Here is a 21,497-nt window from a genome sequence, read left to right as displayed (position 1 = left end):
CTCAGTAGTTATGGATTTCCGCAGCGCTGTGATCCTTAAAGAACAAGCGAAATGGCCACTCACGGTTTTTGCCCAGATACACATAGAGCCCGTAGCGGTCGTTGGCATAATCTTTCACCAACTCATACCGCGGCGCTGGCACGGGTTCCTCAGCCTCCCTCGGGGTATCACGGGAGGCGCTAACCACAATTTCTTCAATCACCGTTGGCGAGGTGTTTTCACCCCGAGGCACCGAGACCAGCACCCGATACTCTCCATCACCCTGGGGCTCCACCGCTTCCACCCGCGCGCCACTGGTTTCGTCGACAAAACCCACTTCACTGCGAATCGGGCCACTCTGTCCCGCAATAGCGGCGCCAGAGACGATCCACAGCAGTGAAATACCGCAAATTAGTACTCTCATTGATGACTCTCCTGTTTATCGGGCATCGGCTGCTTGATCCATTCAAGGGCACGTCAACATCATTAAGCCAAACCGCGCTGCCGGGACCGTTGATTTAGATCACCCGTCTAGAGTCTAGCCAATATTTCGCTCCCGGCCCGGCTCAGAAACCACACCGCCACTGAGCACAAGTTGCAAGGCATCGGCGGGACGCATATCAATCGGTCGGGTATGCTGCCGAGGTACCACAACCGTGTAACCGCCCACCTGATAACTCATTGGCAGGTACACCGCGATATGATCATCATCGAGTTCACTGGCCATCGTGTTGCCATTGCCCTTCTCCCTCACCGTGACGATACCAATCAGGCGGGCTTCTGAATTGGGTAGCTCGACCATGACCACCGCCTCATCATCGAATTTATTGCCCCCCATAATTTCCATCACGTCTTTGAGCGTACCGTAGATTTGCCGCAACACTGGTGTACGCTCCAGCACTCGCCCCGGTAAGCCCCAGACAAAGCTGGCCGTGGGCCAACGCGAGCTGAGGCCAACGAGCACGGTAAGGGCAACCAGTAACAGCAGAGCCATCCCGGGAAAGTAGACCGGTCCAAGCAACTCCTTTAAGGGCGGTGCCAGCCAGGATTCCGCGGTGGATATCACCCATACCGCGAGCTGGATCGACAGCACCACCGGCAGCAGAACAAACATACCGCGCAGAAACGCACCACTGAGATTTCGCATAAAATCGCTCCCTGAATATCTGTCTGACATCGTCCGGCCAGACCATCACGATTTTTTGGGCAGGCCCCGCTGGCCTAAGTTTCACCAGCCTGGCGGAGAGAAATGGCGATTTGTCATTCTGAGCAACAGGGACTGTCAGCTGCGAGCGCCCAAAGCACGCGCCCTGCGGGGGCTTGGAAGAACCGTCCAGCGAGTGGCAGACTGACTACGGTAAATATTTACAATTTGGCAACGCGACCCCGAAACCTGTCCGGGGTCGCGCAAGGATTTGAGAAACGATGACCCTAATGCTCATCCTCAGCGGCCTGTTTCTGGCCCTGCTTGTTGTCATTCCGCTGATCGAGCGCTATGCCCCCCAGCCCAGCACTGAGACCCAAAACAAACTCAGTCGCTGGATCCTGCCCCTCGTCGCGGTGGGTCTGGTATTAGCGATGCTCAGGCAGTGCGGTGCGATTCCCTGATCATGCCTCGCCCTGATCCTGCGGCCCAGGTCATTAGAGCACTAGGCTCTATCCGCAGGCCTCAACCCGCCAGCGCCATCTCTGCCGGGGCGCTTGATGGCGCCTGCAAATGCCGCCATACCCGCTCATGGAAGTAGAACACCACCGTGTTAATCGCGGGTTCAATCAGGGCCATCACACCGCCCACTAAGACACTGCCGGTCAACACGTAGGCCACGGAAAAGGCCACACTGAAATGCAAAACGGCGAAACTGACGGTCTTTTTCATCACTGCTGCCCCTTTAACTTGAAGTGGAGGTCATCAAATACCTGAGCACCAACGATAACGATTCTTATTTGATAAGCATAATTGATCTTTCCGACTATTTTCATTGTTTTTTCCTATTCGAGACCCGGCGCCCCGGCTTAGCGCACAGCCCCGCACCACCTTATGGCATCTATTGCTAAATTCGCGTCAATGCCCGTCTGGGACCCTAAAACGCCGTCCCATCCCACTTACCTCAAGTGGCATAGCAGTTGCTATGTCTGCAGAGAATACCGCTTTTCAAGCCGGGTGCCGCCACCCCACTGCCATAGAGGTTCAAATGACTCACACCCGACTGACTGGCTTACTCGCTTTGCTGGCCGCAAGCCAGCCTACGCTCGCCGACGATGCAACCGCTGCCATGGACATGGTCTGGCTGGTCACTGCCAGCGCCCTCGTATTTTTGATGCAAGCCGGATTTGCGCTACTAGAATCCGGCATGTCGCGGGCAAAAAACGCTCTCAACGTAGTGATGAAAAACTACATGGATGTCTGCATCGGTACCCTGATCTTCTGGGCACTGGGCTACGGACTGATGTTTGGCACCAACACGACCGGGCTGTTTGGCACCGACCTGTTCTTGCTCGATGAGGCCGACGCCAGCACCTATGGCAGCCTGTTGTTCCAAACCATGTTTGCCGCCACCGCCGTCACGATCGCCAGTGGCGCCATGGCAGAGCGAACTCGCTTTGAGGCCTACCTGGTCGGTGCTGTATTCATCACTGCGGCCATTTACCCGGTTTTCGGCAGCTGGGTATGGAATTCCGGCGGCTGGCTTGCCGAAATGGGCTTTATCGATTTTGCCGGTTCGACTGTCGTTCACTCGGTGGGCGCCTGGGCGGCACTGGCCGGCATTATTATTCTTGGGCCGCGGCTGGGCCGCTACGACAAAGCTGGCAAGCCCCGCGAGATTCGCGGCCACAATCTCACCCTGGTCGCTCTCGGCGGTTTTATCCTCTGGTTTGGCTGGTTTGGCTTTAACGGCGGTTCCACCCTGGCGGCCAGTGCTGACATTGGTCTGATCAACCTGAACACCCAACTGGCCGCAGCGGCCGGCGCGGCCGCCTGCATGCTGCTGTCGTTGGTTGGCCGCCGGCCAATATTACTGACGGAAACGGTGAATGGCAGTCTGGCGGGCCTGGTTGCCATCACCGCTGGCTGCGCCAGCATGACCCCCATGTTCGCACTGCTTACTGGCTTTATCGGCGGTATCGTGTGCACCCTTGGCGGCAGAATGTTGGTCAATCTGCATCTGGATGATGTGGTGGGTGCGGTATCAGTGCACGGCTTTGCCGGTGCCTGGGGCACGCTGGCAGCGGGCATGTTCTATGCCGAGGATATGTTCAATACCCAGATGATTGTGGTGCAGCTGGTTGGCATTCTGGCGTGCTTCATCTGGACCTTTTCCACCGCCTTGATTATGTACTACCTCATTGACCTGACGATGGGGCTGCGCGCCTCCGCGCTGCACGAACAGCGAGGCCTGGACCTCAGCGAGCACGCCGAAATTGGCTACCCCGAGTTTCCCTCAGGTAATACCGCCTATACCGCCGACCGCGCCGGCGACCTGGATTACAAGCGATGAGTCAAAAAGATTTCAATCAACGCCGCCAGGCTATCGCCACCGGCTTGCAGGGTTTTCTGGATGACCATGGCGTAGAGCGTGCGCTGCGCCATTGGGAAAGCCGGTATGCAGATCAACCCAGCCTGGCGCTGCAACGCTTTGTGGCAGACATTTGCCAGGACACCCCCCTGAAAAACCAGCGCGCCGCCATTTTACGCAGCCTGCTCAATGCCATGAACCTGCCTGCAAGCCAGGCAGCCAGCGCCAATGGCAGCACAGCAGCCTTTGCCCCCCAGCGACAACCCACCCTGAGCCACAGCACCGCCTTCTCCGAGCTTATGCTCGCCCTGATGGGCCAGCTCGGTGAGAGTCAGCAGGCCAAACTGCGCCTCGACTTATTCGCTGCGCTGCGCCGCCGAAATCTGCCACCCAGTATACTGGACGCCCTTCAGCGCTGGCTGGCCAGTAGACAACCACTAGAGCTGGACAACGCCCCGCCCAGCCTCCTGCAAAAGTTGATCAACCAATATTATGTGTTGCTGTGCGAAAGCCTGGGACCGATTCAGGCGGACCGCATGCTGGCTGCCGCCGTCAAAAAGGTGCAACAGGAACGGCCAGAGTTGGATCGCTTTCTCGGGTCTTTGCTTTGATTGCAGTGCCACAAAATAGCCCCTTGCAAAGGCGCCGCGTTATGCAGACACCAACTTTACCCCAATTGCGGTCTGCCCTATCTTTAGTGCCATTCACTCGCTGAGGTAGGCCATATGACCGTCTTTGCCCCGCCACCCATTATCAGAACTGTCCCACCAAGCCGACGAGCAATCAAACCGATGATCTTTATCGTCATGGCGGCATCGATGATGGCGTGCAGTCGGGCACCGGAATCCACTGTCCTCAGTCCCGGCCAGCAAAACGCCCTGGATAGAGCCAATCAAATGGAGTCCCAGCTGCAGCAACAAGCCGACGAGCGGGCAAAGCAGATGCGCGACCACGGCATGTAATGGTTCAGCGGGAAACCGTGATTGGCTTGAGCGAATTTACAAATGTGCCAGCGGATGCACCTGCCAGGGAGCCGAAAACAGCGCGTCGATTTCAGCGTCAGGCACGTCTTCTATTGAACGATAACACCAGCGAGGATCGCGGTCCCGGTCCAGCAGCTGCGCGCGAACACCCTCGGCAAACTCCGGATCCCGAATTCGATTAACCACCAGAATCAACTCCATCCGGAAGACATCCTTCAAGCTCAAGCCCTTGCCCTGATCGAGCTGTCGAAATATCAATTTCGCTGCACTGGACGCTCCCCTCTGTAGCCCGACCGATGCCGCCTGCAGCCAGGCCTGTCCGCCGCGGTACTGGCATATTTTGCGTGCCACCCGAACCGGCTCCAAGGGGCAGCAGGTGCGCTCAATCCATTCCCGCGCGCCTTTAAGGTGGGAGTCACCAAGCGCCACGCCCTGCTCTGCTTCTATATCGGTGAGCAGCTCAGTCACCTGCTCCCGGTTCCATTCGCTATCATCGCACCAGGGCAGTTGAATCAAGGCCTGCAGTACATCGCGACGGCAATCCACCGCCAGACAATAATCCGCTAGCCCCGCATACAGCGCATCGGCGGGCAGTAACTCCGCGCCAGTCAGGCCGCAAAACAAGCCCGTCGAACCCGGCATCTGGTGGAGAAACCAACTGGCGCCCAGGCCCGGGAACAAGCCGACTCTGATCTCTGGCATCGACAGCCGGCTGGCTTGGGTGACGATTCGGTGGCTGGCACCCACCATCAAACCGACACCGGCCCCCATCACCGCGCCGCAGGCCCACACAATAATGGGCTTCGGAAAGGTATGAATCAGATGGGCGACCGCGTACTCCTGGGCAAAAAATGCCTCGGCTTCCACTGCCGGGCCCCCCGGATTGGCCAGCGCCGATTCGCACAAGCGCAACGCATCATCACCCACGCAAAACGCTTGCTCGCCAGCGCCATCGAGGAAAACCGCCACCGCATCCGGGTCGTCGCGCAGCTCCAGCAGTAAGCGCAACAGCATTGCCACCATTTCCGGCGTGAGGGCGTTGAGACGACGCGGGGCATTGAGGGTCAGATGGGCAAGATACCCCCCTGCCGGAAGGGAAAGTCGCTCCAGATGTACTGCAAAATCAACTTGCATTGCCACACCTCTCGGCCAGTCGGCATCATTATCATCAAAAACCCTTTTATCCGACCTGCCTCATTCTCGAACAATCCGCGCGCGCGTGCAATTTTGTCGGCGTATCTCGGCCACCAAGATTGACCCAATCGTCAGGCCGGATACCAGCCCACGGCCAATTGCCCGCCTCCCCGCTTCGGCTAAGCTCCTTGACACTCGAGCTGGGCCCAATGCCCGACTCTTCCTGACGTACACAGAGGCACAACATGACCCAATTCAAAGCGCCGTTACGGGACATTCAGTTCGTCATCCATGAGTTGTTGAACTACGAAAGCCACTACAAAACGCTGCCTGGTGGCGACGAAGCCACCCCGGACATGGTGGATGCGATCTCAGCCGAGGCCGCAAAATTTGCCGAGGAAGTGCTCGCTCCGCTCAATCATATCGGTGACCAGCAGGGTTGCCGCCTCGAGAATGGCGAAGTCACCACCCCCGAGGGCTTCAAAGAAGCCTATCAGATGTGGATCGACGGTGGCTGGCAGGGCCTTTCTCACCCGACCGAGTACGGCGGTCAGGGCATGCCACTCTCCCTTGGCCTGATCAAATCCGAACTGGTGGGCACAGCAAACTGGGCCTGGGGCATGTATCCCGGGTTGAGCCTGGGCGCGATGAACACCCTGCAAGTTCATGGCAGCGATGCACAAAAGCAGACCTACCTGACACCGCTATGCAGCGGCGAATGGACCGGCACTATGTGTCTTACCGAAGCCCACTGCGGCTCCGATCTGGGCCAAATGAAAACCAAGGCGGAGCGCCAAAGCGATGGCACCTTCCGGGTCACTGGCAGCAAAATTTTTATCTCCGCTGGCGAACACGATCTGGCCGAGAATATCGTTCATATTGTACTGGCGCGCATTCCCGGAGCACCCGAGGGGACGAAAGGCATTTCGCTGTTCATCGTGCCCAAGTTTCTGCCCAATGCCGACGGCAGTATCGGCGAGCGCAATGGCGTCACCTGCGGCAGTATCGAAGAGAAAATGGGCATCCACGGCAACGCCACCTGCGTGCTGAATTTTGACGGCGCGACTGGCTATCTTCTGGGCAAAGAAAACGAAGGCCTCCCTGCCATGTTCACCTTTATGAACACGGCGCGCGTGGGCACTGCGATCCAGGGCCTGGCCGCCTCGGAACTGGCTTATCAAAATGCCGTTCCCTACGCACTGGAGCGCCATTCCATGCGCGCCCTGTCGGGCACCAAAAACCCGGATCAGGTTGCCGATGCCATCATCCATCACGCCGATGTTCGGCGCATGTTGCTCACCGCCAGGGCCTTTGCTGAAGGTGGCCGGGCAATGCTGTACGACGCGGCAAAATACGCCGACTTTATGACCCAGGCTGGCACCGAAGCCGAGCGGGAACAGGCCGAAAACCAGCTCGGATTCCTGACTCCCATTCTCAAAGCCTTTCTCACCGAGACAGGTCTGGAATCGGCGAGCAATGCCATGCAGGTCTACGGCGGCCACGGCTATATCAAGGAACACGGCCTGGAGCAGATCTACCGGGACGCTCGCATAGCAACCATGTACGAAGGCACCACCGGCATCCAGGCAATGGACCTGATTGGCCGCAAAGTCGTTCTGGATCGTTTCCGCCTGTACACCACCTTCAGTAAAAAGCTCTACAGCCATGGCCTGAAAACCCTGTTCAAAGGCAAGCGCCGGGGCTTTGCCGCCAAGCTGTTGCGCAGCACACTGTGCTGGAACTGGAAAACCCTCAAAATGGTTGCCAGAGCCAGCAAGGACCGGGATGCCGTCGCCGCCGCCTCCTACGACTTCCTGATGTACAGCGGCTACCTGTCGATGGCTTACTACTGGTCGCAGATGGCCGAATTGGCGGAGCGTCGGCTGGCCGAAGGCACCACCGAAGTGGACTTCTATCAGGCGAAACTGGAAACGGCCGAGTTCTACTTCAGACGTCTGCTGCCCCGCGCCACCGCCCATGCGGAATCGATGGATAGCAGCACCGGCAGCGTGATGGGCATGACCGAGGCGCATTTCAGCCTGCGCTAATTCCGCAGAGTCCAAAACCAAAAAACCCGGGATTTCCCGGGTTTGTTGGTTTTGCGCAGCAGGTTTTCCAGCTTATTTGAAAGCCGGGCGTTCAATTCACCTGAGTGACCTGGTAGGACCAATCAGCAGCCCCATCACAGGGGTTTGCTACCACGGCGGTGCCACCGGGCCGCACTTTAAAGGGTTGCACCGACATGACTCTCGGCTCGGTGTCGCGGAGGTAACTGAACACACCGCGCACCGGCGTGCTGCAATGATTGATCACGGTAAAGCGGGTCGAGACTTTATCTGGATTAAAGTAGGCGCAACTCGAAAGGGCGTCCCCGGAGGCGTAGGTTTCAACCTCCCAATCGAGGCAAACATCACTGTCCTGACTGGGGGCGGCATAGGTCGCCGACGCACCGAGCAGTGACGCATATAGCAGTACAGCGGAAAGCATTATCTTTATCATAAGTCACCTGCCATTTCTGGTGGAGCTAAATCGGGTGAAGCCAATCTGAGCGCGAGGCTAACAGAGCTTGTATGACAGACGATAGGGATTTCGCGGGGACAGAAACAGTTCGTAATTCCACGCACCGAGCAGGAATGAACTTATAACAAATTGTTTTAATTATATTTTTTCAAAAGCAGACGACAAACAGGGCAAAAATGGATTTGCTGTAGTGTGACCGGCTTCGCAGCCTGCACACCTAAAATCATGCGGATTAAGATAAATGTTAGAGCCTGTCTGCCAGGCAGAAAGGAGGAAGACGGTGCCCGTCGACCTCCCTGTTGAGCATCAAAAACGCCGCCAGTCAGGCTTCAATATCAAGGGTTGAGGCAAACCGCTTAGATCACGGCACCATCCCGGGCCTTTTCGGCATTCAAGATCATCTGCAAGGCCTGGGTATAGTACTTGCCGCTTGAGCCAACCCGCGTAAGGTAAAAATTCAACTTCTCGATGGCCGCATCGGGCGACCCCACGGCCAATAGTGCCTCGCCCCAAAAATAGTAAAAGGAATCTTCCATTGCCTCGCCAAGACGATCCAACAAGTTGGCGTACAGCACGGCCTCAATATAATTCTCCGACTTGAGCGCCGAGGTGAAGGCCACAAGGTATTTGTCTCGCTTCAAACTTAGCGGCAGTTCGGCGTCTTTCTCCTCCACCGCTTCAAGTCGCGAAATCAGGGTTGCCTTCCGCTCGTTAATTTCGTACTTCGTCCGCAATGCTTTCAGCGCCTCCGGCTTGATGCCATTTTTTTCGGCGGCATAAGCGAGAATCGTTTTACCCTCGTTGGTGGTGGCAGAGAGTGAAGCACCTCGCTCAACCAGCAGCGTGGCCACTGCCGGGTCCTCCCCCGCCAGCGCAAGATACAGTGGCGTCATGCCGTGCTTATTGGTTGCCTCGATATCCGCGCCGGCATCCAGCAGCAACTCCACATGCGCCGCACTCCGATAGCGGGCCGCCATGGCCAGCGGTGTCCAGCCGTCGGCATTGCGGGTATTCAAATCGGCCCCGGCATCGATCAAGATTTTGACAACGTCCAGTGTGGCGTCGGTTCGCAAGGCACCGTTTAGTGGGCTCCACAATCCATAGCCCTTATCAACCTTAGCGCCTGCGGCCAATAGCGATTTCATCACTTCAATATGGTTGGCCCTGGCAGCCGAGTACAACGGTGTCGCGCCGCCCTCACTCAGCACATTGGGGTCATACCCTGCCGCCAGCAGGGCGTCTACCTGGCTATTGTTGCCCTCAATCGACGCGGTGACCAACGCAGGTTGGGAAGAACAACCCACCACCAACACGGAGAAACCAAGGGCAATGACAAACTTACTCAGGCGGGACCAGGACATCGAATAACTCATAACACTATCTCGTCGGCGTCAACCAATGGGAACAAAAGCACCACATTGGCAGATATCGTTATATGCCTTACTGCTGCAACTAGGAAGCTGTAAAAAGTAACCGCTAAGGCCTAGCGGCGCAAGGCAAGGGATGCGCTTGGCGCCGACAGCCCTTGCAAACGCGACCATCAGCCTTTACCGTCAAACCCTACCAAGACCCCCTGTTAGAATGATCGAGCCGACCGAGATCTCGCTGCAATGTTTTTCCGTTTGTTCCCATGTTTCGCCCTCTTGCTGCTCACCGCTGCGCTCAGCCTTCCGGCATTCGACACCCAGGCCCAGGGGCTGTCTCTGGATGCCTTGATGGAGGACGAAACACCGACAACGACAAACAAGCCACAGGTTCAGCAGCCTCCCGAAGCCGGGGGCTCCGGCGCATCGCCATCACTGGGCTTTGATGATATTTACGCTGGCAGAGAGCAAACCCGTCAGCAGCGCGCGATTGATGAACTGCGCGGCTTCGATCGCCGCCTGGCCAACCGTTGTGGCTGCGCCACCCAGGGCTGCTATAACTTTGCAGACCACCAGATCAGTCAAGCCAGCGTTATTGAAGCGGGCGAAAAGGCCGCCGCGCAAATGAATGGGCAACTGCGAGATGCCTGTGGCAAATGGCAGGCCGGGAGAAACCTATCCGCCCACGGCAGCACCGCCGTTGCCAGCCAGTTACGCTTCGCCAACGATGTCACCAAGGTACTCGACCAGCTCGATGCCTCCGCGACCGATATTCGCCGAAATTTGATCAGCAAGGACAAGGAGATCAGTCGAGCCATCGCGCAGCAGCAACAATCCCAGTCTAATTTCGATTGGGGTAAAGCGATGGCCCTCGGGGTGGGCGCACTCGCCGGGGGACTCGATCAATTGAGCAGTGAAGCCCAGGCAAAAATTTTAAGCTCCATTGTTGCTGACAGTTACGGCGGAGCCGAGGGCATGTCCAACTTGCAGGCCACCGTTAACTCCCTCTCTGTACCCTCTTCAGGCAATCTCGCAGGCAGCGCCGGTGGCGCACTGGGCGGCGGTTCAGGCGGTGGCGGCTCGGGGGGCGGCTTTGTCATCGACGAGCAGTTCCAGTTCAGCTGCCCCCACGGAGGCAACCACAGCGTACCGATCAAGGCTAAAAGCACTGCCTGCGGCCAGGCGATGCGGCGCTATGCCAAAGTCGCAGGCTGCAACCTGATCGACGACATGCAGTCTGCCCAGGACAACTACTATTCTGCCTGCGCATCGGAAATGTACGAGTAAGCTACCGGGCCAGCTCAAAGGCGAGCAGCTTCCTCAGCGCCCGAGCCTTTATGCCACTCTGATCAGCTGCATCTGACGTCAATCCGAGACAAGCCAGCACCGGCTCGAGCTCCGGGCTCCCGCGCTGGGGTGCAATCAGCGCCCGAACCTTCTCCCATCGCGATAAGCCGGCCACGGCTTTTAAGGCCCTGGCCGCCGCCAATTCCACCTCGGTGAAGTCGCAACCCAGCGGGTACGGTGGCAGCACGTCGCCGGCCTCCCGCACTTTTTGGCTCACCGACTCGGGAAGGTTATTGCGGCTGGCAACGGGCACCTGCCAGTCACTCGCCAACTTGCCGGCCGCTTTTGCCTCAGCCACCAGCTGCGGCTGGAAGCGGCTGTCTGCAACACAGATCAGCGCCTGAATGACCTCCTCATCGGTCTTTGAGCGCAAGCCCGCAATGCCGTACTCGGTGATGACAATATCGCGAAGGTGCCGGGGAATGGTGCAGCTGCCATACTGCCAAAGCACATTAGAACGGGCGTGTTTGCCCTCGCCCCGTACCGCCCGAATCATCAGAATAGAGCGCCCTTCCGGGAGCTGATGGGCCATCGCTACAAAGTTATATTGACCGCCCACACCGGATATCACCTGACCATTTTCCAGGGTATCCGACGACACTGCGCCAGTAAGCGACACATTCAACCCGGTGTTGATAAACCTCGCCCGCCGTCGCTGCTGGCGAAACAGCCGCGGGTTGGCATCGAGTTGGTTAATCTTGTCCACCCCGCACATGGCGATTTGTCGGCGCGCCTTGTTATCCAGGCCGCGAAGAGCCTCGTAGAAGCGGTCACTTCCCAGAAAAAAGCCGCCGTGAAGCACCGTGCCGTTGCGCAGTGACTCACCCACACAGGCTTGCATTCGCTTCTGGCTCTCAGGATTGGCCACGTTGGCACTAAATGCCTCGCCGTCGGCACCGATGATATGGCCCTCACGATACTGACAATCATCCCGAAAAACGCCGTGGTGTTGCAGGATAGCAAAGTCCTTGCCGCGCAACTCCCTGACCCCAAGGTCGGCAAGATCGCGAAATATCGAATCGGACAGCGCCTCGGGCTGACAGCGGCCATCATTCACCAGCTGCTGGAGCGCCCAAAAATCGTAGACCTGGCGGCGTAACACACCGGCGCTGAACAGCGCGAGAAAACCCTCCACAAACATTTCAGTGACGCCGTAAAGCCCCGCTTCAAAGGCTCGGGTTCCACCCACATTGGCGATCAAGTCGCCATACCGCTGGGTTGCCTGGAAGCGATCCAGCAACGCCTGGTATTTCGCGGACTCCCGGTGGCGCAGCAGCAGGCAATGCACAATGGCATCCCCCATGGCGCCAATGCCCAGCTGCAAACTACCCCCATCAGCCACCAGCGCGCTGGCATACAAGCCGATGGCGTAATCCGCCGCAGGAATGGGCGCGAGATGAGGTACCCCAAACAGCCCGTGACCGCTGAGCGGTTGTTTGACCAGCAGGTCAAACTCGCCCTCGTCCACATTGGCCTCGCCATGCATAAAGGGCAGGTCTTCGTGGATGACTGCCACCCGCAGTGGCGGGCGCCTCTGGGAGCGCAAGATATCGACCAACTCAGAGCTAGTATCTGGGTTGCAACTAGTACTCACCCGGCCGGGATAACCGTCGTCCCTGGCCACTAACTGCAATACCAGATTACAGCCTTGGGCAGCCACATCCCGGGCGGCAAAAGTGTAGTTCGAACTGATGTAATGCCGTTGGGCCAGCGGGTTTCCCACCTGGCTACCCGGCTTGAAATAAAACTCCTTCACACAGATGTTGCTCGGCAACGCCGCGTTGGCCAGATCCGTTATGTATTGGGGCTCGGTGTAATTGCCATACAGCCGATCAAAAACCGGATTCAGTAATCGCCCTGCCTCGGCGGATTTCTCCACAGGCCGCCCGAGAGAAAGCGCCGTTAAAATGGTCAACTTACGGTCAGGGAGGTTGGCTATCTGCCGGTAAAGGGCATCGATAAGTGCCACCGGCTTCCCGAGCCCCAGCGGCATAGCCACCACGATGTCACCCGGCAGTCGCTTGAGAATTTCTGCCACTGCCGACTCAATGTCCCACTCACTCACGCTTGCCCCCTTAGCCACCATCAGTTTCCCCCGGACTTCACCAGCAACAGCCCACTCCTTGACCCACATCAAGATCCCCCTATCAGTCCAGCGATAGGCTACACGCTAACCCCTCTGGCGATGAGGGGAACGGCCTGACCTCAGGGTTGCGCCTGGTCAACCGCAGTGACGTGAGGGTATCGAAATGCATCCAATGTTGAGTCGACTGGAGTCTGATCACCAGCGCATGCTGAAAATGCTATATACCCTAAATGCTGAGGTCAGCAAGTTCTATGGACTGCATCGAGGAAAAGCCGATGTGGATACCATTCTTTCCATTTTGGATTACATCCAGGTATACCCGGAAAAATGGCATCACCCGATTGAGGACATTCTGTTTGCCCACCTTGCCCAACACCCCCTGGCCGATCAACACGCCATTGCCGAGGTACAGCGGGACCACCAACGGCTGGAGGCCCTCAGTGATCGGCTCGTCCAAATTTTTGGCGAGCTGCGTTTGGCACAAAGCAAGGCAGGCCTATCTGTCATCCGCTTGTGCAAGCACTACTACACCCGCCAGATTTCTCATATTCACGATGAACGGCGCCTGTTTCTCGACGCTGAAAAAATGCTGACTGCCGACCAATGGCAGCGCATTGAAGATGAAATCGAACACTACCTGGACCAGGAGGCCATTGACGAGCGCGACGCCTATCTGGCGCTGCTTCGTCAACCGCAATCCGCCAGCTCGACTGCCACCACCGTTCATGAGTCCCGGAAATGACAATGCCCTCCCCCATTTCCCTGCAAAACGCGACGGACGACCTCACAACCCTGCTGCAACGCTACGCCGTCAGGGGGCCTCGCTACACGTCCTATCCCACTGCCCTCAACTTCAGCGACAGCTTCTCGGAGGCGGATTACCAGCGACAACTGCTCGACGCCAGAGCATCAACCTCCCCGTTATCCCTTTACGTACATATCCCGTTTTGCCGCAGTCTTTGCTACTACTGTGCTTGCAACAAGGTCATCACCAAGAATCGCGGCGCCGCACGGCGCTATCTTGATCACCTGCATATCGAAATCGAGTTACTGGCAAAGGCGATTGGCCGATGCCGCAAGGTCACTCAACTCCACCTCGGCGGCGGTACCCCCAACTTCCTCGATGATGCCGAAATGACTGAGCTGATTCATATGCTTGCCAGTCATTTCACCTTCGATGACAGCAAGCGCCGGGAATACTCGATAGAAATCGACCCGCGCACCGTTACACCCGAGAGTTTGGCCTTGCTCCGGGGCCTGGGCTTCAATCGGCTCAGCTTTGGCATCCAGGATACCGATCCCAAGGTGCAGCAGGCGATTAACCGATTGCAGCCCTTCGACGATGTCAGCGCCCTGGTCGAGACCGCCCGGGTATATCGCTTTCGTTCCGTCAGCACCGATTTGATTTACGGTCTGCCCCACCAAAGCCCGACCAGTTTTGAACACACCCTGAATGCCACCATTGCCCTGGCGCCGGATCGCATCGCGCTGTACCACTACGCCCACCTCCCCCAACAGTTCAAGTGGCAGCGGGCATTGGAAAAACACCCGATGCCAGACGCAAGCGAAAAGCTGGCCATTCTTCAACTGGCCATCGACCGTTTGACCCGGGCAGGCTACCTCCACATTGGCATGGACCACTTTGTTAAACCCGAAGACGAGCTGGCCATCTATCAACGTGAAGGGCGCCTGCAGCGCAATTTCCAGGGTTACTCCACTTGCATGTCGCCGGACGTACTGGCAATTGGTGTCTCGGCAATCAGCTCACTGAGAGGAAGCTACGCCCAGAATCATAAAAGTCTGGACGACTACTACGCTGCGTTAGCAGCAGGCAGGTTGCCCATCGCTCGGGGGGTATTGCTCAGCGCAGAAGATCAGCTGCGACGTTTCATCATTATGCAATTTGCTTGCAATCTAAAGCTCGACTGCAAGCTGCTGCAAGAGCGATTCCACGTGACCTTCGCGCAAAAATTTGCCGACCTTTTACCTGCGCTACGCCAACTCCAACACGATGGCATCCTGGATATCAGCCACGAGGATATTACTGTCACCGAGCGCGGCCGGCTGTTCTTACGCAATGTCTGCATGCTCTTCGACACCTCACTTACCGCTGACCAATCACGCTACTCAAAGGTTTTGTGACATAGCGAGTGGGTAGAAAGCGACGATGAAAACCATTCAAACAAATTTGGCCACGATAGATGGGGTGATGACTTGACCAAGTGCGCAAGCCCGGCGTTCAATGACACTTTGGCAGAGCAAACGTCATTGGAGGACGCCATGCGGCCGGCGCAAACATCCCAGCAATGTCCCCACAACCCGGCGGTCAGTTGCAGCAAATGTCGCCTCAGTGCGATTTGTTTACCCCTGGCCTTGGAAAGCGACGAAATCGTCAAACTCGACAATATCGTCCAGCGTGGGCGCCCCCTGCAAAAGAATCGTCACATCTTCCGCGAGGGTGACGAGTTTGGCTCGGTGTTCGCGGTGCGCTCTGGAGCGGTAAAGACCTACAGCATCACCGACGCCGGTGAGGAGCAAGTCACCGGTTTTTATTTCCCGGGCGAAGTCGTCGGCCTTGATGGCATCGGTCAAAATCGCTATGCCAACTCGGCAGTGAGTCTGGAAACAGCGGCGATCTGTGAAATTCCCTTCTCGCAGATCGAACAACTCAGCGGCCACATTCCCAATCTCCGCCGCCATTTCTTCAAACTGCTTAGCAGTGAGATTGTTGAGGACCAACGCCACATTACCCTGCTGAGTAAAAACACCGCTGAAGAGCGCCTCGCCTCGCTGCTGGTCAGCATTTCCGCACGCCAGGCCCGCCGCGGCCTGTCTTCCAGCGCTTTCCGTCTCCCTATGTCCCGGGCCGACATCGGCAGTTTCCTTGGCTTAACGGTCGAAACCGTCAGCCGGGTATTCAGCCGCTTTGCCAAACAAGGCCTGGTGAAGATCGACAACAAAGACCTCAGCGACCTCAACGTGGAAGGGCTTAAAGCGATAGCCAACGTTCACGACGAACACTGCGCCCGCTAACCTTCGGCGAGCTTGACGCAGATCAATATGCCGCACTGCACCGCCGGTATGCTGACTCCCTGAATCGATCATTTTCAGTGAGACCACCATGCCGCTTACCATCAGCAATCCCCTCGGTTTTCTCCTATCGCCCCGACAGCAATGGCAGCGCGTCGCCCAGGTTCGGGATACCCAATGGGTCGGCAAACTCGCCTATCCGCTGATTCTCGCCATTGGCCCCTGCCTGGCCTGGTACTACGGCAGCAGCGAAATCGGTTGGTCCGTGGGTGGCGGTGAGACCGTGCGCCTCACTCAACACAGCGCCACTCAGATCGTGGTCGCCTTTTACCTGGCCATGCTGGCGTCACTGGCAGTGATTGGTTATTTCATACACTGGATGTCCGCCACCTACGGCGCCACCTCAACCCCGCTGAAGGGAATCGTTCTTGCCAGTTATACCGCCACACCCCTGTTCGCTGCGGGCTTGATTGGCTTCTATCCGCTGTTCTGGCTGGACCTGGTGCTTGGCATTGCCGCATTGGGCTGGTCAGTCTACCTGCTGTATGTCGGTATCCCCATCGCCATGAGCATCCCTGAAGACCGCGGGTTCTTTTATGCCTCCGCGGTGATTGCCATTTGCATGGTCATCTTTATGGCACTGATGGGCGCAGTCGTCATCCTCTGGGATATCGGCATGATGCCGGTATTTACTCACCGCTAATCAGCTTCGTTTTTTCCACCGAGCCTCCTAGCGTGGGAAGGAGGCGTTCGCTGTTTCTTCACCAGCGGCACATTGCCAACCGTCTGCGACCAGCACTTTCATTGATCTGGATCAGCACCTCCCTGACCACCCCTTGGGACAATTATCGCAACACCATTACCGTCCCGGATTTACGTCCGGCTCACTGCAACTACAACGGATCGAGGGCAACCATGAGTTCAGCGCCTAGTCATCCAGTCTACAACTACCGCGTGGTCCAGCAATTCACCGTGATGACGGTAATCTGGGGCATTGTCGGCATGGCCGTCGGCGTACTGCTGGCGGCCCAGTTGGTCTGGCCCCAGCTTAATTTCGATACCCCCTGGCTGAGCTTCGGCCGCCTGCGGCCCCTGCACACCAATGCGGTTATTTTCGCCTTTGGCGGCTGCGCCTTGATGGCATCGTCATTTTATGTGGTGCAACGGACCTGTCAGGCCAGACTGATCTCCGACTCCCTGGCCGCCTTTGTGTTCTGGGGCTGGCAGTTGGTGATTCTACTGGCCGCCATCAGCCTTCCCCTCGGCTTTACCAGCGCCAAGGAGTACGCCGAACTGGAATGGCCGATTGATATTCTGATCACTGTCGTTTGGGTGGTCTACGCCATCGTCTTTTTTGGCACCATCATGAAGCGTAAAACAGCTCACATCTATGTGGCCAACTGGTTCTTTGGCGCCTTTATAGTGACGGTGGCGGTGCTGCATATCGTGAACAGTCTGGCGATCCCGGTGACCTTGACCAAGTCTTATTCCCTCTACGCTGGCGCCGTGGACGCCATGATCCAATGGTGGTACGGCCACAACGCAGTGGGCTTTTTCCTCACCGCGGGCTTTCTGGGGATGATGTACTACTTCGTACCCAAGCAGGCGGAACGCCCGGTTTACTCATACCGTCTTTCCATCGTCCACTTCTGGGCGCTGGTATCGGTATACATCTGGGCGGGCCCTCACCACCTTCATTACACTGCGCTACCCGACTGGGCCCAAAGCCTCGGGATGGTCATGTCACTGATTCTTCTCGCACCCAGCTGGGGCGGCATGATCAACGGCATAATGACCCTGTCAGGTGCCTGGCATAAACTGCGTACCGACCCCATCCTGCGGTTTCTCGTGGTCTCTTTATCCTTCTACGGTATGTCGACCTTTGAAGGGCCCATGATGTCGATCAAGACCGTCAACTCCCTGTCCCATTACACCGACTGGACCATCGGCCACGTTCACTCCGGCGCCCTTGGCTGGGTGGCGATGATCTCCATCGGCATGGTGTATCACCTGGTGCCAGTGCTGTTCAACAAACCCAAGATGTACAGCACTGGCCTGATCAACACCCACTTCTGGATGTCGACCATCGGCACGGTGTTGTACATCTCCTCCATGTGGGTCAACGGCATTGTTCAGGGCCTGATGTGGCGGGCCTACAACGCCGATGGCTCGCTGACCTACAGCTTCGCCGAATCGGTTCTGGCAAGTCATCCCGGCTATGTGGTGCGCCTGATTGGCGGTGTTATCTGGTTGGCCGGCATGATCCTGATGGCCTGGAATGTCTGGAAAACCATCGCTGCTGAACAATCTGAAACCGCTGCTGGCAAACTGGTGGAGGCGCAGGCATGAAACACGACGTCGTCGAAAAAAACATTGGCTTGATGATTGTGCTGATCATCGTCGCCATCAGCTTTGGCGCCCTGGTCGAGCTGGTCCCCCTGTTTTTCCAGAAGCAAACCACCGAACCGGTAGCTGGCCTCAAACCGCTCAATGCCCTGCAACTCAGTGGTCGGGACGTTTACATCCGTGAGGGCTGCCATGTGTGCCACTCACAGATGATACGGCCGCTGCGCTCTGAGACTGAGCGTTATGGCCACTACTCCGTCGCCGGTGAGCATGTCTATGAGCACCCTTTCTTGTGGGGTTCAAAACGCACCGGACCGGACCTGGCCCGGGTGGGTGGTCGCTACAGCGATGAGTGGCACCGCGCCCATCTCAATAACCCCCGGGATGTAGTGCCCGAATCGATCATGCCCGCGTATCCCTGGCTGGCCTCCGCCGAGCTCGACCCGAACTTGGTGGCCAAGAAGATGATCGCCCTGAATAAAGTCGGTGTGCCCTACACCGAGACCGATATTAACGGCGCCGCCGCGCTGGTCTCGGGAAAAACCGAAATGGATGCCGTGGTTGCCTACCTGCAACAGCTCGGTCATCTGATCAAGTACAAGCGATAATTGAGGCCGATAACATGGAGCAAGATACCCTCCGCGCCCTGTCGACACTGCTGGTTTTTAGCGCCTTTGTTTCACTGAGCATCAGCATCTACTGGCGGGGCCGCAAATCCTATTTCGATCAAGCCGCCAAATTGCCGTTTGCCGATGAGTTCCCCCGGGAGGACAGCCCCAATGACTAACTTCTGGAGCGCCTGGATTATTGTCATCACTGCTGTTTCCTTCGTGTTGATCTGCTGGCTGCTGTTCAGCAACCGAAAAATCGACAAGGGCGGTGAAACCACAGGTCATATTTATGATGGCATTGAGGAATTTGATAACCCGCTGCCCGCTTGGTGGATCAAACTATTTGTGGTAAGCATTGTATTTGGCGCGGGCTACCTGCTGGCTTACCCCGGCCTGGGCAGCTTTCCCGGTCTGTTGAAATGGAGTTCAACCGGCCAGTGGCAGGCCGCCGTGGACGAGGCCAATGCCAAGTTTGAAGACTTGTACAGCGGCTTTGAGGCGCAGCCCATTGCCGCCCTGGCGACGGATCGAGACGCGATGCGCATTGGCCGACGGCTGTTCGACAACAACTGCGCCATCTGTCACGGCGCCAATGCCGAAGGCGGCTATGGCTTTCCCAATCTCACCGACAACGACTGGCTTTATGGCGACGCGCCTGACCAGATTGTGACCTCCATTCGTCAGGGGCGTAGCGGCCTGATGCCCGCCTGGGCAAGCATTCTCGGCGACGAGGGGCTAGACAACATGACCCGCTACGTCGCCAGCCTGTCGGATGACGCGGCATCCCCCGCCCCAGACACCCGGCAGCAGTTTGTTGCGATGTGCAGTGGCTGCCACGGTGCCGACGGGAAAGGCAATATCGCCATGGGCGCCCCCGATCTGACCGACAACATCTGGCTCTATGGCGGCGACGCCGGCAAGATAAAGCAGAGTATCGCCAATGGCCGCGCCGGGAAAATGCCCGCCCACGGCGACATTCTCGGCGATGCCAAAATTCATCTGCTGGCGGCCTACGTCTACCATCTCTCCCAGGGAGCCGGTGGCGCAAAATGACGGCCATGCATCCGCCGACCCGGCAAGGCAGCGATGCCGCCTCCTCTTTGGATAAGGCGGCCATCGACGCAACATCAACCGACAGCCCGCGCATTCCCGCGGTTGAGCTGGCGCCGGCAGAAGTCGGCGAGATCGACCTTTATCAAAAGCGCGAAAAGATTTACACCCGCAAGATCGAGGGCTTTTTCCAGCGCCTGCGGTTGTTCACTGGCTGGCCACTATTGATCGGCTATTTCCTGCTGCCCTGGCTACGCTGGGACGGTCACCAGGCAGTTCTGTTCGATTTGCCTGCCCGTAAATTTCACATTCTGGGGCTTACCTTCTGGCCTCAGGATATGACCCTGCTGGCCTGGGTGCTGATCGTGGCCGCCTTCGGCTTATTCACGATCACCAATTTTGCCGGGCGGGTGTGGTGTGGCTACACCTGCCCACAAACTGTCTGGACCAGTATTTTTATGTGGCTGGAGCAGAAGTCCGAGGGCACCCGCAACCAGCGCATCAAGCTCGACGCGCGCCCGTGGAATCTGGAAAAGCTGCGCAAGAAGGGGCTCAAACATGCTCTGTGGATGGGCTTTGCCTTGCTGACCGGGTTCACCTTTATCGGCTATTTCACCGATATTCGCGGGCTGTTGATGGACTTCACCCAGTGGCAGGTCAACCCGTGGGCCCTGTCGTGGACGGTATTCTTTACCCTCGCTACCTATATCAATGCAGGCTGGATGCGCGAGCAGGTGTGCCTTTACATGTGCCCCTACGCCCGCTTTCAGTCGGTCATGTTCGACCCCGACACGCTGGTCATCAGTTACGATCAAGACCGAGGCGAGCCCAGGGGCAGCCGCAAGCGCGGCACTAAAGGGTCGCCCAACCAGGGCGACTGCATTGACTGTCGACTGTGTGTGCAGGTCTGCCCCACCGGTATCGATATCCGCAATGGCCTGCAATACCAGTGTATCGGCTGCGCCTTATGCGTTGATGCCTGCAACTCGGTGATGGAAAAAATGGGCTACGCCAAGGGCCTGATCCGCTACGCCTCGGAAAACAGTCTGCAGCACAAACCCTCCCGTATCCTGCGGCCGCGCCTTATTGGCTACACCACGGTACTTGTGGTCATGGCGGCGCTGTTAATACTGCAACTGGCATCGCGCACCCTGATTGAGTTCAGCGTAATTCGCGATCGCCAAGCCCTGTATAGCGTGGCGGCCGATGACCACATTGAAAATCACTACACCATCAAGGTGGCCAACAAAGGCAGTACGCTACAGCATTTTCAATTGCATATGGATACGGATGCGCCATTGGAAATCCATGGCAATTCGCGAATCAGTGTTCCTGGTGGCGAGCTGATGGAGCTGCCCCTGCGCATCAGGATGAAGCCCGGGAGCCACCCGGCAGAACGCACAGAAGTTCGCCTGACCTTGGTGGGCGAGCAGTCTGAAGCCGAGTCTGCCACCGTCAGTACCAGCTTCTATACACCCCCTGCCAACCAGGCTGACCGGCGAGCCGGCAGCACTAGCCAGTGAGGTGAAGTC

The 21,497-nt window shown here is 57.5% G+C and carries 22 protein-coding genes; 15 read left to right on the top strand and 7 right to left on the bottom strand.

Features of this window, described 5'->3' with window-relative positions; all coding sequences use genetic code 11:
• Position 1 precedes the first annotated feature (1 nt).
• Positions 2-403: a hypothetical protein gene (locus NCG89_RS16115; protein ID WP_251087586.1), complete on the bottom strand. Its 402-nt coding sequence runs from the start codon at positions 401-403 to the stop codon at positions 2-4.
• Positions 404-517: 114 nt separating this feature from the next.
• Positions 518-1,126: a DUF502 domain-containing protein gene (locus NCG89_RS16110; protein WP_251087585.1), complete on the bottom strand. Its 609-nt coding sequence runs from the start codon at positions 1,124-1,126 to the stop codon at positions 518-520.
• Between the two features lie 278 nt (positions 1,127-1,404).
• Here NCG89_RS16110 and NCG89_RS16105 point away from each other — a divergent pair, with 278 nt between their 5' ends.
• Positions 1,405-1,587: a hypothetical protein gene (locus tag NCG89_RS16105; protein ID WP_251087584.1), complete on the top strand. Its 183-nt coding sequence runs from the start codon at positions 1,405-1,407 to the stop codon at positions 1,585-1,587.
• A 61-nt stretch (positions 1,588-1,648) separates the two neighbouring features.
• Here NCG89_RS16105 and NCG89_RS16100 read toward each other — a convergent pair whose 3' ends face one another.
• Entirely contained in the window at positions 1,649-1,855 is a 207-nt protein-coding gene (locus tag NCG89_RS16100) for a DUF2061 domain-containing protein (protein ID WP_251087583.1), read from the bottom strand.
• Positions 1,856-2,171: 316 nt separating this feature from the next.
• Between NCG89_RS16100 and NCG89_RS16095 the strand changes: the two genes are divergently transcribed.
• From NCG89_RS16095 to NCG89_RS16085, 3 genes are all read left to right on the top strand, one after another.
• Positions 2,172-3,476 carry an ammonium transporter gene (locus tag NCG89_RS16095; protein WP_251087582.1) on the top strand — a complete coding sequence of 435 codons (1,305 nt, stop codon included), beginning with the start codon at positions 2,172-2,174 and terminating at the stop codon, positions 3,474-3,476.
• Complete coding sequence (locus NCG89_RS16090; protein ID WP_251087581.1) at positions 3,473-4,105, top strand: hypothetical protein; 633 nt, start codon at positions 3,473-3,475, stop codon at positions 4,103-4,105. Before NCG89_RS16095 ends, NCG89_RS16090 begins: the two co-directional genes overlap by 4 nt.
• 180 nt (positions 4,106-4,285) lie before the next feature.
• Positions 4,286-4,456, top strand: coding sequence for a hypothetical protein (locus NCG89_RS16085; protein ID WP_251087580.1), 171 nt, complete (start codon positions 4,286-4,288; stop codon positions 4,454-4,456).
• A 36-nt stretch (positions 4,457-4,492) separates the two neighbouring features.
• Here the strand turns inward: NCG89_RS16085 and NCG89_RS16080 are convergent, their stop codons facing one another.
• Positions 4,493-5,611, bottom strand: a complete 1,119-nt coding sequence (locus NCG89_RS16080; protein WP_251087579.1) for an enoyl-CoA hydratase/isomerase family protein — start codon at positions 5,609-5,611, stop codon at positions 4,493-4,495.
• A gap of 245 nt (positions 5,612-5,856) precedes the next feature.
• Between NCG89_RS16080 and NCG89_RS16075 the strand changes: the two genes are divergently transcribed.
• Entirely contained in the window at positions 5,857-7,659 is a 1,803-nt protein-coding gene (locus NCG89_RS16075; RefSeq protein WP_251087578.1) for an acyl-CoA dehydrogenase C-terminal domain-containing protein, read from the top strand.
• A gap of 91 nt (positions 7,660-7,750) precedes the next feature.
• Here NCG89_RS16075 and NCG89_RS16070 read toward each other — a convergent pair whose 3' ends face one another.
• Together NCG89_RS16070 and NCG89_RS16065 are read right to left on the bottom strand one after the other, a co-directional pair.
• On the bottom strand, positions 7,751-8,110 hold the full coding sequence (locus NCG89_RS16070; RefSeq protein WP_251087577.1) for a hypothetical protein: 360 nt from the start codon (positions 8,108-8,110) through the stop codon (positions 7,751-7,753).
• Between the two features lie 377 nt (positions 8,111-8,487).
• Entirely contained in the window at positions 8,488-9,504 is a 1,017-nt protein-coding gene (locus tag NCG89_RS16065) for an ankyrin repeat domain-containing protein (protein WP_251087576.1), read from the bottom strand.
• A 237-nt stretch (positions 9,505-9,741) separates the two neighbouring features.
• On the opposite strand from NCG89_RS16065, the gene NCG89_RS16060 reads away from it, so the two are divergent.
• Positions 9,742-10,782, top strand: a complete 1,041-nt coding sequence (locus tag NCG89_RS16060) for a hypothetical protein (RefSeq protein WP_251087575.1) — start codon at positions 9,742-9,744, stop codon at positions 10,780-10,782.
• Position 10,783: 1 nt separating this feature from the next.
• On the opposite strand, the gene NCG89_RS16055 is transcribed toward NCG89_RS16060, so the two are convergent.
• A complete protein-coding gene (locus NCG89_RS16055) occupies positions 10,784-12,907 on the bottom strand; it encodes an acetyl-CoA hydrolase/transferase C-terminal domain-containing protein (RefSeq protein ID WP_251087574.1) in 2,124 nt (707 codons plus the stop codon).
• Between the two features lie 184 nt (positions 12,908-13,091).
• On the opposite strand from NCG89_RS16055, the gene NCG89_RS16050 reads away from it, so the two are divergent.
• The 9 genes from NCG89_RS16050 to ccoG all read left to right on the top strand — a co-directional run bounded on the left by NCG89_RS16050 (position 13,092) and on the right by ccoG (position 21,488).
• A complete protein-coding gene (locus NCG89_RS16050) occupies positions 13,092-13,670 on the top strand; it encodes a hemerythrin domain-containing protein (RefSeq protein ID WP_251087573.1) in 579 nt (192 codons plus the stop codon).
• A gap of 2 nt (positions 13,671-13,672) precedes the next feature.
• Positions 13,673-15,070, top strand: coding sequence for an oxygen-independent coproporphyrinogen III oxidase (gene hemN, locus NCG89_RS16045; RefSeq protein WP_251087572.1), 1,398 nt, complete (start codon positions 13,673-13,675; stop codon positions 15,068-15,070).
• Positions 15,071-15,208: 138 nt separating this feature from the next.
• Positions 15,209-15,961 (top strand): fumarate/nitrate reduction transcriptional regulator Fnr, encoded by a 753-nt coding sequence (gene fnr, locus NCG89_RS16040; protein WP_251087571.1) that lies wholly within the window; start codon positions 15,209-15,211, stop codon positions 15,959-15,961.
• Between the two features lie 88 nt (positions 15,962-16,049).
• Positions 16,050-16,661, top strand: coding sequence for a Yip1 family protein (locus NCG89_RS16035; RefSeq protein WP_251087570.1), 612 nt, complete (start codon positions 16,050-16,052; stop codon positions 16,659-16,661).
• Positions 16,662-16,873: 212 nt separating this feature from the next.
• Positions 16,874-18,307: a cytochrome-c oxidase, cbb3-type subunit I gene (ccoN, locus tag NCG89_RS16030; protein ID WP_251087569.1), complete on the top strand. Its 1,434-nt coding sequence runs from the start codon at positions 16,874-16,876 to the stop codon at positions 18,305-18,307.
• A complete protein-coding gene (gene ccoO / locus NCG89_RS16025) occupies positions 18,304-18,912 on the top strand; it encodes a cytochrome-c oxidase, cbb3-type subunit II (protein WP_251087568.1) in 609 nt (202 codons plus the stop codon). Before ccoN ends, ccoO begins: the two co-directional genes overlap by 4 nt.
• 14 nt (positions 18,913-18,926) lie before the next feature.
• Positions 18,927-19,091: a cbb3-type cytochrome oxidase subunit 3 gene (locus tag NCG89_RS16020; RefSeq protein ID WP_251087567.1), complete on the top strand. Its 165-nt coding sequence runs from the start codon at positions 18,927-18,929 to the stop codon at positions 19,089-19,091.
• Complete coding sequence (gene ccoP, locus NCG89_RS16015) at positions 19,084-19,968, top strand: cytochrome-c oxidase, cbb3-type subunit III (RefSeq protein ID WP_251087566.1); 885 nt, start codon at positions 19,084-19,086, stop codon at positions 19,966-19,968. The genes NCG89_RS16020 and ccoP overlap by 8 nt, the downstream gene beginning before the upstream one ends.
• Entirely contained in the window at positions 19,965-21,488 is a 1,524-nt protein-coding gene (ccoG, locus tag NCG89_RS16010; protein ID WP_251087565.1) for a cytochrome c oxidase accessory protein CcoG, read from the top strand. The genes ccoP and ccoG overlap by 4 nt, the downstream gene beginning before the upstream one ends.
• Positions 21,489-21,497: the final 9 nt, after the last annotated feature.

It is taken from the genome of Spongiibacter taiwanensis, assembly GCF_023702635.1.
In the GTDB taxonomy this organism is placed as follows: domain Bacteria; phylum Pseudomonadota; class Gammaproteobacteria; order Pseudomonadales; family Spongiibacteraceae; genus Spongiibacter; species Spongiibacter taiwanensis.
The sequence above is the reverse complement of the archived record's forward strand: the minus strand, read 5'-3'. Positions and strand labels throughout refer to the sequence as shown.

What these genes read in the sequence shown, in the direction of transcription:
- NCG89_RS16115 (WP_251087586.1), bottom strand. Translation starts at nt 403, where the DNA reads ATGAGAGTACTAATTTGCGGTATTTCACTGCTGTGGATCGTCTCTGGC.
- NCG89_RS16110 (WP_251087585.1), bottom strand. Translation starts at nt 1,126, where the DNA reads ATGCGAAATCTCAGTGGTGCGTTTCTGCGCGGTATGTTTGTTCTGCTG.
- NCG89_RS16105 (WP_251087584.1), top strand. Translation starts at nt 1,405, where the DNA reads ATGACCCTAATGCTCATCCTCAGCGGCCTGTTTCTGGCCCTGCTTGTT.
- NCG89_RS16100 (WP_251087583.1), bottom strand. Translation starts at nt 1,855, where the DNA reads ATGAAAAAGACCGTCAGTTTCGCCGTTTTGCATTTCAGTGTGGCCTTT.
- NCG89_RS16095 (WP_251087582.1), top strand. Translation starts at nt 2,172, where the DNA reads ATGACTCACACCCGACTGACTGGCTTACTCGCTTTGCTGGCCGCAAGC.
- NCG89_RS16090 (WP_251087581.1), top strand. Translation starts at nt 3,473, where the DNA reads ATGAGTCAAAAAGATTTCAATCAACGCCGCCAGGCTATCGCCACCGGC.
- NCG89_RS16085 (WP_251087580.1), top strand. Translation starts at nt 4,286, where the DNA reads ATGATCTTTATCGTCATGGCGGCATCGATGATGGCGTGCAGTCGGGCA.
- NCG89_RS16080 (WP_251087579.1), bottom strand. Translation starts at nt 5,611, where the DNA reads ATGCAAGTTGATTTTGCAGTACATCTGGAGCGACTTTCCCTTCCGGCA.
- NCG89_RS16075 (WP_251087578.1), top strand. Translation starts at nt 5,857, where the DNA reads ATGACCCAATTCAAAGCGCCGTTACGGGACATTCAGTTCGTCATCCAT.
- NCG89_RS16070 (WP_251087577.1), bottom strand. Translation starts at nt 8,110, where the DNA reads ATGATAAAGATAATGCTTTCCGCTGTACTGCTATATGCGTCACTGCTC.
- NCG89_RS16065 (WP_251087576.1), bottom strand. Translation starts at nt 9,504, where the DNA reads ATGAGTTATTCGATGTCCTGGTCCCGCCTGAGTAAGTTTGTCATTGCC.
- NCG89_RS16060 (WP_251087575.1), top strand. Translation starts at nt 9,742, where the DNA reads ATGTTTTTCCGTTTGTTCCCATGTTTCGCCCTCTTGCTGCTCACCGCT.
- NCG89_RS16050 (WP_251087573.1), top strand. Translation starts at nt 13,092, where the DNA reads ATGCATCCAATGTTGAGTCGACTGGAGTCTGATCACCAGCGCATGCTG.
- hemN (WP_251087572.1), top strand. Translation starts at nt 13,673, where the DNA reads ATGCCCTCCCCCATTTCCCTGCAAAACGCGACGGACGACCTCACAACC.
- fnr (WP_251087571.1), top strand. Translation starts at nt 15,209, where the DNA reads ATGCGGCCGGCGCAAACATCCCAGCAATGTCCCCACAACCCGGCGGTC.
- NCG89_RS16035 (WP_251087570.1), top strand. Translation starts at nt 16,050, where the DNA reads ATGCCGCTTACCATCAGCAATCCCCTCGGTTTTCTCCTATCGCCCCGA.
- ccoN (WP_251087569.1), top strand. Translation starts at nt 16,874, where the DNA reads ATGAGTTCAGCGCCTAGTCATCCAGTCTACAACTACCGCGTGGTCCAG.
- ccoO (WP_251087568.1), top strand. Translation starts at nt 18,304, where the DNA reads ATGAAACACGACGTCGTCGAAAAAAACATTGGCTTGATGATTGTGCTG.
- NCG89_RS16020 (WP_251087567.1), top strand. Translation starts at nt 18,927, where the DNA reads ATGGAGCAAGATACCCTCCGCGCCCTGTCGACACTGCTGGTTTTTAGC.
- ccoP (WP_251087566.1), top strand. Translation starts at nt 19,084, where the DNA reads ATGACTAACTTCTGGAGCGCCTGGATTATTGTCATCACTGCTGTTTCC.
- ccoG (WP_251087565.1), top strand. Translation starts at nt 19,965, where the DNA reads ATGACGGCCATGCATCCGCCGACCCGGCAAGGCAGCGATGCCGCCTCC.